At 39.8% G+C, this 14,815-nt stretch carries 14 protein-coding genes; all 14 read right to left on the reverse strand.

From position 1 onward, the window contains the following. Positions 1–180: 180 nt before the first annotated feature. The 14 genes from DX933_RS08560 to DX933_RS08625 all read right to left on the reverse strand — a co-directional run bounded on the left by DX933_RS08560 (position 181) and on the right by DX933_RS08625 (position 14,805). Entirely contained in the window at positions 181–717 is a 537-nt protein-coding gene (locus DX933_RS08560; protein ID WP_123316025.1) for an acyltransferase, read from the reverse strand. A gap of 39 nt (positions 718–756) precedes the next feature. Then, complete coding sequence (ppaX, locus tag DX933_RS08565; protein ID WP_123316026.1) at positions 757–1,398, reverse strand: pyrophosphatase PpaX; 642 nt, start codon at positions 1,396–1,398, stop codon at positions 757–759. A gap of 31 nt (positions 1,399–1,429) precedes the next feature. Further along, a complete protein-coding gene (lgt, locus tag DX933_RS08570) occupies positions 1,430–2,275 on the reverse strand; it encodes a prolipoprotein diacylglyceryl transferase (protein ID WP_123316027.1) in 846 nt (281 codons plus the stop codon). 12 nt (positions 2,276–2,287) lie between these two features. Further along, positions 2,288–3,223: an HPr(Ser) kinase/phosphatase gene (gene hprK / locus DX933_RS08575; protein WP_123316028.1), complete on the reverse strand. Its 936-nt coding sequence runs from the start codon at positions 3,221–3,223 to the stop codon at positions 2,288–2,290. 172 nt (positions 3,224–3,395) lie between these two features. Further along, entirely contained in the window at positions 3,396–3,755 is a 360-nt protein-coding gene (locus tag DX933_RS08580; RefSeq protein ID WP_123316029.1) for a phage holin family protein, read from the reverse strand. Next, positions 3,755–3,949, reverse strand: coding sequence for a PspC domain-containing protein (locus tag DX933_RS08585; RefSeq protein WP_123316030.1), 195 nt, complete (start codon positions 3,947–3,949; stop codon positions 3,755–3,757). The genes DX933_RS08580 and DX933_RS08585 overlap by 1 nt, the downstream gene beginning before the upstream one ends. A gap of 125 nt (positions 3,950–4,074) precedes the next feature. Then, positions 4,075–4,761, reverse strand: coding sequence for a bacillithiol biosynthesis deacetylase BshB2 (gene bshB2 / locus DX933_RS08590; protein WP_123316031.1), 687 nt, complete (start codon positions 4,759–4,761; stop codon positions 4,075–4,077). A gap of 21 nt (positions 4,762–4,782) precedes the next feature. After that, a complete protein-coding gene (locus tag DX933_RS08595; RefSeq protein WP_123316032.1) occupies positions 4,783–5,136 on the reverse strand; it encodes a YojF family protein in 354 nt (117 codons plus the stop codon). Between the two features lie 172 nt (positions 5,137–5,308). Beyond that, positions 5,309–8,188, reverse strand: coding sequence for an excinuclease ABC subunit UvrA (uvrA, locus tag DX933_RS08600; protein ID WP_123316033.1), 2,880 nt, complete (start codon positions 8,186–8,188; stop codon positions 5,309–5,311). A 29-nt stretch (positions 8,189–8,217) separates the two neighbouring features. Beyond that, positions 8,218–10,200 (reverse strand): excinuclease ABC subunit UvrB, encoded by a 1,983-nt coding sequence (gene uvrB / locus DX933_RS08605; RefSeq protein WP_123316034.1) that lies wholly within the window; start codon positions 10,198–10,200, stop codon positions 8,218–8,220. Between the two features lie 219 nt (positions 10,201–10,419). Beyond that, positions 10,420–11,451: a multicopper oxidase domain-containing protein gene (locus DX933_RS08610; RefSeq protein ID WP_123316310.1), complete on the reverse strand. Its 1,032-nt coding sequence runs from the start codon at positions 11,449–11,451 to the stop codon at positions 10,420–10,422. A gap of 703 nt (positions 11,452–12,154) precedes the next feature. Beyond that, positions 12,155–12,709, reverse strand: coding sequence for a hypothetical protein (locus tag DX933_RS08615; protein ID WP_123316035.1), 555 nt, complete (start codon positions 12,707–12,709; stop codon positions 12,155–12,157). Positions 12,710–12,722: 13 nt separating this feature from the next. Then, positions 12,723–13,346, reverse strand: a complete 624-nt coding sequence (locus DX933_RS08620) for an SCO family protein (RefSeq protein ID WP_123316036.1) — start codon at positions 13,344–13,346, stop codon at positions 12,723–12,725. Then, positions 13,327–14,805 (reverse strand): cbb3-type cytochrome c oxidase subunit I, encoded by a 1,479-nt coding sequence (locus DX933_RS08625; RefSeq protein WP_223805924.1) that lies wholly within the window; start codon positions 14,803–14,805, stop codon positions 13,327–13,329. Before DX933_RS08625 ends, DX933_RS08620 begins: the two co-directional genes overlap by 20 nt. Between the last annotated feature and the right edge of the window lie 10 nt (positions 14,806–14,815).

Below are 14,815 nucleotides of genomic sequence, written 5' to 3' on the forward strand. Positions count from 1 at the left end.
CCGCAGAACAAACACATGCTTCGATAGCATACGTTATTCAGCGGCTTCTCCATGTCTCCGTCCAAATGTATATCCTTTAATTAAATCATATCACAGCGCGAGCAACTATTTCAATGAAAAGGCCAATAGCCCATCGATTTATTCTCTTACATTTTAGCTAGTTTGTCGAATGGGATCAGCTTATTCTTCCGGTGTAATGTCTTGTTGATCCAACAGGTGTCTTTGATCCATTTCCTCTTTCGAATAGATGAGTTGCATGGGGTTTCCACCGACAAAGCTACCTGCTGGTACATCTTTATGTACGAGGGTGCCGGCGGATACAATCGCATCATCACCAATGACCACTCCAGGTAAAATGGTGGAATTGGCACCTATCATCACACGGTCGCCAATTTCAACAGGACCAATTCGGTATTCTTCTATTAAATACTCATGCGCCAAAATGGTTGTATTATAACCGATAATACTATTTGTTCCTACCTTGATTTCTTCCGGAAACATAACGTCCGGCATGACCATTAAAGCAAAGGCTGTCTGCTCCCCAACTTCCATGCGCAAAAAGCTGCGGTAAAGCCAATTTTTCATTCGTAAAAAAGGAGTGTAACGAGCAAACTGAATAACAATAAAATTTTTGGTAACCTTCCAAAAGGAAACCGTCTGATATATTTGCCAAAGCGAATTAGCATTTTTCACTGGATAACGTCTCGTCTTGCGCATGCTGTCACTCCTACACTTCATTTAACAATTATGTTCGTGTTACTTTTGATCCACTAGACCAAGTAAATCAGTCATGGTCTGCAGCATATAGGTGGGATTGAATTGCTCCAAATAAGCAGCACCACGCTGTGACCAGGCAACTCCTGCTGTCTGTACACCAGCATGCTGTCCAGCCTCAATATCTTGCGCATTATCTCCAATCATTAACGTTGTTTCTGCTATTCCACCTAATTCTTCCATTGCTTTTAACACTGGCTCTGGGTGTGGTTTAGCATGGGTAACGTCCTCCAATGTGATGACTGTATCGAAATATTGATCCAAGCCTGTAATGTTCATCCCCAGATTTACCGCATAACGAAGCTTCGTTGTTACGATACCAACTTTTACATCAAGTGCCTGCAGTTTTTCCAATGTTTCCATGACGCCGGGAAATGCAGTAACATATGTTTCATGTTCGGCATGGTTAAAATCCCGATATACCTTTATCATTTCCTGTGCTTGATCCGGATCAATCTTTTCAAAGGTTTCGACCAAAGGCGGCCCATTAAATTCCACAATCTGTTCCCGAGTAAAATCCAACTCATATTGATTAAAGGTATGCATAAAAGATTGGATAATCAATTCATTCGTATTTAACAGCGTACCATCCAAATCAAATAAAATGGTTTGTATGTTCTTCATATTTCCATTCCTTTCGAGCCTTTTCCTTCCTTTATTTCTTCTTTCTGCTTAGCTTCTTACCATCATAATGTTTCTCAGCTGTTCCCGTTTTACGGCGATAAATCAATAATGCAGCTGCGCCTACAATAATCAAAATAGAAATGAACTGAGCCATTCGGATATTCGTACCGTGAATATACAGACTATCCGTCCGCATGCCTTCGATAAAGAAACGTCCAACCGAATAGGTCATGACATAGCTGAGGAATACCTCGCCACGTAATGGATTTTTTCTTCTCAGCACGAGTAAAAAGATGAATACGAGTAAATTCCAAAATGACTCATATAAAAATGTCGGGTAATACATGACACCATCAATACACATTTGATTCATAATAAAATCTGGTAAGTATTGATGGAAGTTTTGATAAGCCGCTTCGGAAATCGGTCCACCATGTGCCTCCTGGTTCATGAAATTACCCCAACGCCCGATAGCCTGTCCCAAAATCAAACTGGGAGCAGCAATATCTGCTAATTGCCAAAAGGAAACTTTTTTAACACGTGCAAAAATAATGGCTGTTAATACAGCCCCAATTAAAGCACCATGGATGGCAATACCGCCTTCCCAAATCGCAAAAACATCAGTCCATGGGCCATCTTTATAGCGATCCCATTCAAAAATCACATAATAAATTCTAGCAAAAATAATAGAAATCGGAATTGCAAATACAACGAGATCAATCATTAAGTCTTTTTTCATCCCTAAACGATCAGACTCTTTCGTAGCGATGTAAAGACCTAAAAATGCACCCGTAGCAATGATAACGCCATACCAATAGATAGGAACATTACCAATTTGAAAAAAGACTCTATTTAATTCTTCGGCAGAACAACTCAAATATCAACACTCCTATTCCATATCCTCTTTTTCCTGTTCAATCATCTCAGACAAGCGCTCGGAAAATTCTTCCGCTGCATTGACACCCATTTTCTTTAAGCGGAAATTCATTGCTGCTACCTCGATAATGACAGCTAGGTTACGTCCCGGTCGTACCGGAATAGTTGCTTTCGGAATATGTACATCCATAATTTTTAATGTATCCTCATCCAACCCAAGACGATCATATTGCTTCATTTTATCCCAAATTTCCAAATGAATGATGAATGAGATTTTTTTGGAGCTAAGCACAGAACCTGCCCCAAATAATGTCATAATATTAATAATACCAACACCGCGAATTTCTAATAAATGCTCGATAAGCGGTGGGGAATTGCCAATAAGCGTGTCATAATCTTCCTGACGAATTTCAACACTGTCATCTGCCACTAAGCGATGACCGCGCTTCACAAGCTCTAGAGCTGTTTCGCTTTTTCCAACACCACTTTGCCCAGTAATTAGAACTCCAACACCATATACATCTACTAGGACACCATGAATTGCTGTGGACGGTGCAAATTTTATTTCCAAATAATTAGTCAATCGACTGATTACTCGAGTCGTTTTACGTGGCGATTGTAAAATCGGAACGCCAGCATCATTTGCTGCTTCAATCATCTCATTCGGAACGTCCATTCCACGAGTAATCACGATACCCGGTGTGATATCTGTAAATAATCGGCGTACACGGTCCCTTCTTTTATCCTCATCCAATTCCAAAAAATAAGCCATTTCTGTACGACCAATTAACTGCAATCTTTCACTTGGATAAAATTGAAAAAACCCAGTCATTTCAATACCCGGTCGAGAGATATCACTTGTTGTAATTTCCCGATGTAATCCTTCTTCGCCAGCAATAAGTTTTAAATTAAAATTATCCAATAAATCCTTCGTTCTTACAGTTGGCATTCCGGTTCCCTCCTTTACCACTTAACTGCTACTAATTGTAGCATATTTATTCACTAGGTTGGAATCAGAATGAATTTAATAAATGGACGGATTCAGCTTTCCTTTCTTTACCCAACAACATGTTTCCAAATAAAAAACCTGCAGGAAATCCTGCAGGCGGAAGAATCATTTACTATGAACGGATAGTATCTTTGACCAATTGATTCAGCAGCAAATTTAAAATCGAGATAACAATCGCTGCAATCACTGCTGTACCAAACCCATCTATCACAAAGCTTGAACCAATGATTCCTTGGGTTAGCATTAAGGTAATGGCATTGATAACAAATAAAAATAACCCAAGAGAAAGAATGGTGATTGGTAAGGTTAAAATGACTAGAATTGGCTTAACGATGACATTTAATATCGACAGGATAAAGCTTGCCAACAATGCCGTTCCAAAGCTTTCCAAATGAAAGGACTCGAACAACATGGATACGGCAAGCAATGCAACAGCATTCAATATGAGCGAAAGAATCCAACGCGTAAACATTAGTACACATCCCCTTCACTCGGAATAATGATTACAGCCAATATATAAACGAATGTAAGGATCCCAAAGCTGGACAATAATGCAATCACGAAGATGAGTCGTACAAGTGTTGGATCAATGTTTAAATGCTCCCCTATGCCACCGAGAACTCCAGCAATCATACGGTTCTCTCTAGATCGATGTAATCGTTTCATATGGTGTCCCACCTTTTTATCGTATAATCTAATCCATTCATAATTGTGAATAACGATACAATATAAATATCTATTCCCTTGCTAGTATACGTTTCAAACAGCCAAAGGTTTCATCCAACTATTTATTATTCAACAGCGGCGGCTCTGTCTGCTGTCCACGTAAAAAATCTTTCTGTTCCAAAGCGCTCTCGCATCAATGCTTTGGCAGCCTCTTCATCTGTTTCATTTTCTGTCCATTTACTGATCATGCCGCCTGCCTGTGATCGATGGCAAAATATCGCTTCTATTTTACGATCAAAGTAAGCTGTAATATCTTGCACCACATCCGGCTCGCCCAAATCTTGTACGAATGTATTAGTAATTGCTTGGGTCCAAAGTACAGGTCGCTTATCCGCTGCCATCATTTCCACCGCCAGGACCGCCGCAGCACCAAGCGCATTATGATCCGGATGCACTGCATGACCAGGATAATGTGTAATAACAAGGCTTGGTTCTATATCTTCTAAAATAGCTTTTAGTTTTACAGCTATTTCTTTACGATCCTCATATTCAATCGTTTTATCCCTTAACCCCAGTAGTTTTAAGTCCATATCTAACACCTGACAAGCTGCTTCTAATTCCTGTTTGCGAATTTCCGGTAATGTTTCCCGATTTGCGAATGGCGGGGAGCCCATATTTCTTCCCATTTCTCCCAATGTTCCGCATAGATACGTTACGGGTACTCCTTGCTCGCGGAATTTTGAAATTGTTCCTGCTGCACCAAACGATTCATCATCTGGATGTGGATAAATAACAACAACATGCTTTTCCATATGTTAATCAGTCCTTTCATTTCAATAGTTAAATGGTGTTTCACTAATTTGCAATGCGACCATTAATCTTCCTTCTCGGTCGTGTCCGGCCATCAAGAGCTTACCATCTTCAAGCATTTCCCAATGTGTTAATCCTTCTGCATAAATCCAACCCATGTCGAGTTTTAGCCCAACACGATGTACTTGTTTATCGCCAACTATTTTCGCTTGTGAAAATTGCACCTTTATATTTCGAGCATACGCTCCAACATTATACGCTTTTTCATTCAAATGGCTTGCATACGCACCATTCGTCGTTTCCAAATGGATGTAAACCTCTTGATGCAAAAAGCTGTCTAATTTTTCCTGTACAGTTGAAATTTCTATCGGTTTCATGTTCTAATCCTCCCTGTTTCTTCTCTTTTACATTACAGAATTGGATGGTCTCCGTCAAAAAATATGTATTGAATGTTTGGATGCATAAAGTAGGTGAATAACCGGAATTTACAAAAAAAAACTGGTAGGATTTTTAGATTCTATTAAAATCCCACCAGTCAGCAGTCTTCTTTTATTGAGTTGCTTTTAGTTCTTTTTTGGTTAATTCATCTTTCATTCTATCCTTGTCTCTTTCAAGCACGGGTTTCAGGTACTGGCCTGTATATGATTTCTTAACCTTGGTAATTTCCTCTGGTGTGCCGGAAGCAATAATTTGCCCACCACGATCACCGCCCTCGGGTCCAAGATCAATGATATGATCAGCTGTTTTAATGACATCCAAATTATGCTCAATAATTAAAACAGAGTCACCATTATCGACCAAACGCTGCAGTACCTGTAGCAGACGCATAATATCATCTACATGAAGACCAGTCGTCGGCTCATCTAAAATATAGAAGGTTTTCCCATTGGAACGTTTATGAAGCTCACTGGCTAGTTTCACCCGTTGTGCTTCTCCACCAGACAGGGTCGTCGCTGGTTGTCCCAGCTTAATATATCCTAGCCCTACATCAAAAATAGTTTGTAGCTTCCGCTTGATTTTTGGGATATTAGCAAAGAAAGCTAAAGCTTCTTCAATATTCATATCTAGTACTTCTGCAATGTTTTTACCTTTATATTTCACCTCGAGCGTTTCACGGTTATATCGTTTCCCATGACATACCTCACACGGTACATAAACATCCGGTAGGAAATGCATTTCTATCTTGAGAATGCCATCCCCTCTACATGCTTCACAACGCCCACCTTTGACGTTAAAGCTAAAGCGCCCTTTTTTATAGCCACGAATTTTCGCTTCATTGGTTTGAGCAAATACATCACGAATGTCATCAAAGACACCTGTATATGTTGCCGGGTTAGACCGTGGAGTTCTGCCAATCGGCGATTGATCGATATCAATCACCTTTTCAATATGCTCCAGCCCTTTGATTTCTTTATGACGGCCTGGTAAGTTTTTTGAACCACGATACAAATGCTTGGCCAATGATTTGTATAAAATCTCATTCACAAGTGTACTCTTTCCGGATCCCGAAACTCCTGTTACAACCGTCATCAGTCCAATTGGAAATTTAGCAGTAACCTTTTTCAAGTTATTTTCTTCCGCTCCAATTACTTCGATGAAACGTCCATCAGCCTTACGACGTTCGACTGGTAATGGAATAAACTGCTTCCCAGATAAATAATTTCCTGTTAGTGACTTTTTATTCTTCATCACTTGCTTTGGAGTACCTTCTGCGATGATTTCCCCACCATGTGCACCAGCACCTGGTCCAATGTCGATTAACCAATCCGCAGCAAGCATGGTATCTTCATCATGTTCTACCACAATTAATGTGTTATCAAGATCTCGCATTTGCTTTAAAGTACCAATGAGACGATCATTATCTCGTTGATGTAATCCAATAGATGGTTCATCCAATACATACAATACACCTGTTAAAGCTGAACCAATTTGGGTAGCTAGTCGAATACGTTGTGCTTCCCCGCCAGACAACGTTCCAGATGCTCTGGAAAGATTTAAATAATCCAAGCCGACATTTTCAAGAAACGCCAAACGATTCGATATTTCTTTTAAAATGAGTCGGGCTATATTTGCCTCTTTTTCAGTTAATTCCAATGTCGCAAAAAAGTTTTTTGCAACTGAAATGGAGTAGTCTGTTACCTCACTAATATGTCGGCCATTGATGCGAACGGCAAGGGCTTCTTTTTTCAAACGGTAACCTTTACAGGTTGGACAGTTTTTAGTGGCCATATAATGCTCCAGTGTTTCCCGAATAAAATCGGATGACGTTTCCTTGTACCGTCTGCCAATATTTGGGACAACCCCTTCAAATACAACATGATTGTCTCTTACATTGCCAAAATCATTCACATAATGAAAATGAATCTTGTCTTTTCCACTTCCATATAAAATAATATCCATCTGTTTTTTCGACAAATCTTTTACGGGAATATCCATATTAATATCATAATGATCACAGACACTTTTTAAAAGCTGTGGATAGTACTGCGAGCTGATTGGTTTCCAAGCGGCAATGGCATGATCGTTTAAAGATAAATCCCAATCTGGAATAACCAAGTCCACATCTACTTCCAAATTTGTTCCGAGACCATCACAGGATGGACAAGCGCCGAATGGGCTGTTAAAGGAAAATAACCTTGGTTCTAATTCCCCAATAGAAAAACCACAAATGGGACAAGCGTGATGTTCACTAAACAAAAGTTCTTCGTGCTCCATCACATCTACAATGACACTACCTTCACCAAGGGAAAGTGCTGTTTCCAGGGAATCACTCAGCCGACCTTCTACATCTTTCTTAACGATGATCCGATCCACGACAACTTCGATGGAATGCTTTTTGTTTTTCTCTAATTGGATATCCTCCGAGATTTCACGCATTTCCTGATCAATCCGCAAACGGATATATCCTTCTTTTTTCAATTTTTCTAATACCTGTACATGTTCACCTTTTTTACCGGACACGACTGGTGCCAAGATTTGCAACCGCGTACGTTCTGGATATTCCATAATCCGGTCAACCATTTGCTGTACGGTTTGTGAACTAATCTCAATACCATGTTTTGGACAGGTCGGTCTTCCTACCCGGGCATAAAGCAGGCGTAGGTAATCATAAATTTCAGTTACCGTACCAACTGTCGACCGCGGGTTTTTACTCGTTGTTTTTTGGTCAATCGAAATAGCAGGTGATAAGCCCTCTATGGCATCAACATCCGGCTTATCCATTTGTCCCAGAAATTGTCTAGCATATGCAGAGAGAGATTCTACATACCGACGCTGTCCCTCGGCATAAATGGTGTCAAAAGCGAGTGATGACTTTCCTGATCCTGAAAGTCCAGTTACGACAACCAGTTTATTTTTTGGAATCGTGACATTGATATTTTTCAAATTATGTGCGCGTGCACCTTGTATATAAATTGATTTACTCGGCATGAAAATTGTCTTCCTTCCAATTGAATAGATTAAGCCTCGGCCTTCAATTCAAATATAATATCGCGAAGCTCGGCTGCCTTTTCGAAATCAAGCGATTTGGCGGCCTGTCGCATTTCTTTTTCCATTTGACCAATTAACTTTTCTCTTTCCTTTTTCGTCATCTTGCTGATGCTTGGTGACTTTTTATCATACGCTTCCGAATCCTCTGCAGCGATTGTTGCTCGTATCACATCACGAACTTCTTTCTTAATCGTTGTAGGGGTAATGCCATGTTTTTTGTTGTACGCCATTTGGATTTCACGTCGGCGTGTTGTTTCATCTATCGCAATTTGCATTGAATTCGTAATCCGGTCTGCATACATAATAACTTGACCATTCTCATTACGAGCAGCTCGTCCCATTGTTTGAATTAACGAACGTTCGGAGCGCAGGAAGCCTTCCTTATCCGCATCAAGAATTGCTACCAAAGAAACCTCTGGTATATCCAATCCTTCACGTAACAAGTTAATACCTACCAACACATCATATTTACCGACACGCAGATCACGAATGATTTCAATTCGTTCCAATGTCTTGATTTCCGAATGAAGGTATGCCACCTTCATGCCAATCTCTTTCAAATAATCTGTTAAATCCTCTGACATTTTCTTGGTTAGTGTAGTAACCAATACCCGTTCTTGTCGGTCGATACGCTGATTAATTTCGGAAATTAAATCATCTATCTGACCTTCAATTGGCCGGACATCAATTTCTGGATCCAATAATCCTGTCGGTCGGATAATTTGTTCCGTCATTTCCGGCGTATGCTCGAGCTCATATGGACCGGGAGTTGCTGAAACATAAATCAATTGATTGGTAGCTTTTTCAAATTCTTCAAATCGTAACGGACGGTTATCCATCGCAGAAGGCAAACGAAAACCATGATCTACCAATACTTGTTTCCTGGCCTGGTCCCCATTAAACATGCCGCGTATTTGCGGAAGCGTTACATGGGACTCATCTACGACAACAAGAAAATCATCTGGAAAATAATCCAATAAGGTATATGGTGTTGCTCCTGCCTCCCGCAATGTCAAATGTCTGGAGTAGTTTTCAATACCAGAGCAAAAACCCATTTCTTGCATCATCTCTAAGTCATAATTCGTCCGTTGTTCCAAACGCTGTGCTTCCAATAATTTATTTTCTTCATGCAGCACCTTCAGTCGTTCTTCCAATTCTTTTTCGATATTTGCAATCGCCAGCTTCATCTTTTCTTCGCGTGTGACAAAGTGTGATGCTGGAAAAATAGCAATATGCTCACGATCTCCGATAATTTCTCCTGTCAACGCATCGACCTCACGAATTCGATCAATTTCATCGCCAAAAAATTCGACTCGAACACAATGCTCTTCTCTTGAGGCAGGAATAATTTCTACCGAGTCACCACGAACCCGAAATGTACCACGTTGGAAATTGATATCATTTCTTGCATATTGGATGTCAACCAACTCACGTAGCAGCTGATCGCGATCTTTTTCCATACCCATCCGCAGTGAAAGTACCTGGCTTTTATATTCTTCCGGATTACCTAACCCATAAATACAAGAAACACTAGCAACAATCAGTACATCTCTTCTTTCAAATAAAGAAGAAGTAGCTGAATGTCGGAGTTTATCTATTTCATCATTAATACTTGCATCCTTTTCGATGAAAGTATCTGTTGATGGTACATACGCCTCTGGCTGATAATAATCATAATAACTAACGAAATACTCTACCGCATTGTTCGGAAAGTATTCCTTAAACTCACTATACAGCTGACCAGCCAACGTTTTATTATGTGCAATAACCAATGTAGGACGATTAATTTCTTTCACCACATTGGATACTGTAAATGTCTTACCTGTACCGGTTGCACCAAGTAGTGTTTGATGGTGCTGCCCCGCCAATATCTTTTCCACAAGCTCTTCAATGGCATGAGGTTGATCACCTTGTGGTTCATATTGTGATACCAATTCAAACTGATTTCCCACTGGTCTAGCCTCCGATCTTTTTCTTCATTTATTGTAACATAGACATAAAACTATTTTAACAAAAAACGAACAAATATTCGATTGTTTTGCTTAACGTGATCAACTTATCCTGTTCACGAATATAGGTTCAAAATAAAAAAGCACCCTAATTGTTAATATATAGCTAACAATCGGGGTGCCGTATTGTGACAAATGCTTATACTTTCCTGTTCTTATCTGTTACTCTGTTACTTCAATGATACCAGTTGCTCCTTTGGTAGCATGGTTAAACTGGTGTGTAACAAATGGATATGTGCCCGCTTCCTTCAAGGTAAATTCTACAACCGCTCCACCACTTGCTGGCAGCATAACGGTTTGCATTCCTTTATAATGGTTGGCAGGATTACCGTCTAAATAGACATCCTCCATAATGGTGCCAATGACATGGAAAGAGCTCACTTCATTTGGTCCGACATTATTAATATAGATACGAACCTTATCACCAACTTTGGCTTTTAGGGGCTCATCCTTTACAGCAGTTGTTGTACCGTTCGTGTTTGGCTGACCTTCATGCAATGCTTTAGTAGAAAACACAACCTGAGAAGGTACTCCATTTGTCATATCATCTAAATCATTGTATTTATACCATTCATTTTGAATAACAACATATTCTTGATCCACTTCATCGTCTGTTGGGAAGCCGTCCTTTGGTTTTACAATAATTACACCGTGCATGCCATTTGCAATATGAGATAATACAGGGTCTGTCGCACAGTGATACATGAATACACCAGGACTGCTTGCAGGGAATGAAAATGCGCCATGTTCATTTGGTTCTACATCTGCAAAGCCTGTTGCTGGATTGGTATGAACAGCATGCAAGTCGATGCTATGCGGAATGGCTGGGTCCATATTATCCAATTCAACATGTAAGGTGTCGCCTTCTTCAATAACAATTAATGGTCCAGGCGCTTCCCCATTAAATGTCCAAGCTTTGTACATATAACCTGGTTCAATTTCAATGTCAGTAATTTGGGTTGTCATTTTAACATAAACATCTGTTCCATCTCTTTCGATTTCAATCGGTACCGGTTCTTGATTTAATCCTTCGTGGGGTTTAATTACTTCGGGTGCTTTACTACCGGCATTGGCTGTCTCTGTTGTTTTTTCAGAATCCGCTGATGCCTGCTTCGCACCATCATCCGTTTTTACGCCACATGCAGATAACAATAGGATAAACGTACTTAAAACAATAATGAGTCTAAAAGTCATTTTTCTCATCTTACTCACACTCCATAATTATTTTAAGATAAGCCTGGTTGCTTAAACCACTCAATCAATACTCCCCGTTACTGTTATCTGCTGGATTGAATGGCTTCTCCTTATCTTTAAATCAAGTATAGCTTGCTGTAAAATCACCACATGTGACCCAGGTCACTAAAAACTGTTCATTAATGAACAAAGTTTGACATAAATTCATTTGAATTTTGCTGGTTTAAATACGTTGTATATATTAATAAATCAATATTATAAACAGTTTTGTCACAATTAAAATATGATTAATCATTGTGAATTACTTCACATATAGGTATAATGAATTTTACATATTTAATTATCCCTTCAAACACTTGGTACGTAAGGGTTTATGATATTCGCGCTGTAACATTTCCTTCAAATTATGCACATCACATAACAGAAATGAAAAAAGTATCTTCTATTTGTCGATGATAACTAAACATGAACTGAGAAAAATGATTTTTTGTCCATGTAAAGTGAAACTTCAATCAGTGGGGGTTTTCGCTCTTTCCCCACTGATTGTTAGTTGAACCAATCAGGCCTTTACTGGCTGTTGATCCCCCGTTTACCATTCTTGTGATCAACAAAAACGCTTGTAGCGGGGGTCTTACAGCCAGTTAATCTGTAAATAAAAAAAAACCCCTATATGTTTTTGGCATATAAGAGGTTCTGTTCATTTTTATGTCGATTCTGATTGATCCGTGAATACCATTTGCACCAAGTAGATAATCATAGTAGCTGTAATGAACAAAAATCCCCAGCCGAGCAGCTGTTGTTCCTGGGCAGCATAATTATTACATATTTGGACCGGTGCATCGATATATAACCAGGCCATTAGCGCAAACATAGATAGGTAATTTAAAAATAAAAAGCTTTTACCAACAAGCTTTATTTTTGGCCAGCTATCACGCAGACAAAGACCAGCAAACGGAAGCCCAATAAATTTAAATAGTTCTACCTGCCAAAAGACAAGTGATTCATCCATCGCCCTTGGGAGCATCCAATAAGTAGTTATAAATACAATGACTAGAATACCTGGAATCCCATTTCCATTCCACTTCGCTCGATAGTTTGGCATCCTACGCAGAATTGCTGCTCCACATAACCAGCCTGAGAAGATAAGTAACGGCAGTTGGACGAGCATATGCAAGATCATTTGTCCCTCTAATAATCCTATTATTGGTGGAAGTAGAAGTATGCCGTATAATAGGATACCTAATATTCCTGGTCGCATGATAACCATTCTCCTATCTTTCGGCGAGTCTGGCGGTAAGTAGCGCTGCTGCAGCATTTGGCTCTTTATAATCAAGCACTTCAACAAGCTTCCCTTTTGGGTCTACAAGATAGAAAGCCGAGTTATGTGAAAAATTACCCGTTCCATCAGGAATAACAATCACACCAAATTGATCGAGTAACTGCTCTAATTCCTGCTCATCCTGAATCCTGGCCATTCGCCATGTTTCGCCATCACTATCAAATGACTGTTGATATTTTTCTAATGTCTTCACATCGTCCCGTTCTGGATCAAAGCTGATACTGAGGAAAACAACATCCTTCCCCATATATTTCGATGGTATTTGGTCATAGACCTGCGCTAAATTTAATTCAAGCTTAGGACAAACATCTGTACATGCCGTATATATAAACGTTAACATCACATATTTCCCTTCAAATTCAGAAAAGGAGTAGGTCCTACCTTTACTGTCTTCCAATTCCAATAAGGGAAACTGTGGCTTTTCTTCATATAAACGAAGAACCCTGGCACTTTCTTCTGTAAATGCGCGAAAACCATCTGTTGTAGCATAAAGAAACAGTACACCAAAAATAATGACGAGTATAGTGGCAGCTGTATTATGCCAGTTTTCTTTCATGGAAAACCTTTCCTTCATTCCCTTTATTCCGTACCATCATGTAGCGGATAAAGTGAATAACGAAAATCGTAACCGAAATAGCCGCTAGCACACCTGAAACTGCTCCAAACACAGCGGGTCCCATCCAATCAGGAAAATGTGTTGCCCATCTTCTTGGTGTACTCAATGCCCCTGAAACAAGGAAACCTCCACTTACACCGATAATGGATAGGGTATAGCAAATTAAAGCAATGCGATCGAATAGATTTGTCTTTAAACTGCTATCCTCCTTCGATAAGAAATACATAAATCCAAATATCATCACTACTGCTCCAAGCCCCATATACATGTGGAAATGGCCTGGAACCCACTTGGTATTATGCATGACATGGTTCACAACAATTGTTGCATCCACTATCGCTGGGACGACACCTACTGTCCAGCCAAACATAGAGATAAAGATTAACCCGGAAGCCATATCCCACTTGATCCCTGATTTATACACAATCATCAAGGCGCCATATGCAGTAATGACCAATACAGGCAATCCATTCGCATAGGATAAAATCTGCCCCATAATGAGCATCCATTTTGGCATAACACTATCCATCAACATATGGTGTGTATAAATAACGAGCGTGAATGATGTTGACATGGTCCAAGCAATTAAAAAGATACGATTCGCTTTCCACGGACGATTCGTATATCGTGGCAAGATCTCATAAACTGCAATCACACCCATATAAATAATGGAGTTAGCGAAAATATGGCCAAATGCATAGGTGAGGTTCTTTGCAAGTAATGGATCAAATGTGAAACTCGGATTAATGACGTTAATTATATTCATAATTAACACTGTGGCACCGGCAGTTAACGCCGTAACGTTAACAATCGTTACCATCGTACTTGCCACAACTGTCGCTGGTGGGGCATCTGCTTCAGCCTTCTTCCCAGATATCACGTCCCAGCCAAGCCCTTTACCCAGACTGCCGTATTTTTTAATAATGGCCCTGCCAACGTCGATATACATGAGCAGAAACCCTACACCAAGAACGAGCATTCCAACTAAATAAAGTAGCGCACCAATTGTTCCCCAAGCATTTGCTGAAAGGGCTGGTAATGGGTATAAAAAGGTCCATGAGCTTGCATATTCAAAAGAAAACACACCAATAATAACCATTACGATTCCAATAAGGGAAAACAATAAATTTAGACCAAAAATCTTTTTGCTTAAATCAACATAATTTCGTAAAAAATACCACATGACTGCTGCCCCTGCCAATGCAGCAGCCCCAATCATTCCAGTACCATGAATGGTTAAAAACTGATAAAACGCAGCTGGCTGAAGTTCCAGGACGCCCCCTTGAGCAAGTAACATCAGAATTCCGAAAATCATCATGACACCAACAACAGTCGCGCCAATTGCAAGATACGTAGCAATAAGGGAATTATCAGATCTTTTCTTTCGTATCATCTCCATGTCTCCACCT

Source organism: Ornithinibacillus gellani (assembly GCF_003730295.1).
GTDB lineage: Bacteria > Bacillota > Bacilli > Bacillales > Amphibacillaceae > Ornithinibacillus_A > Ornithinibacillus_A gellani.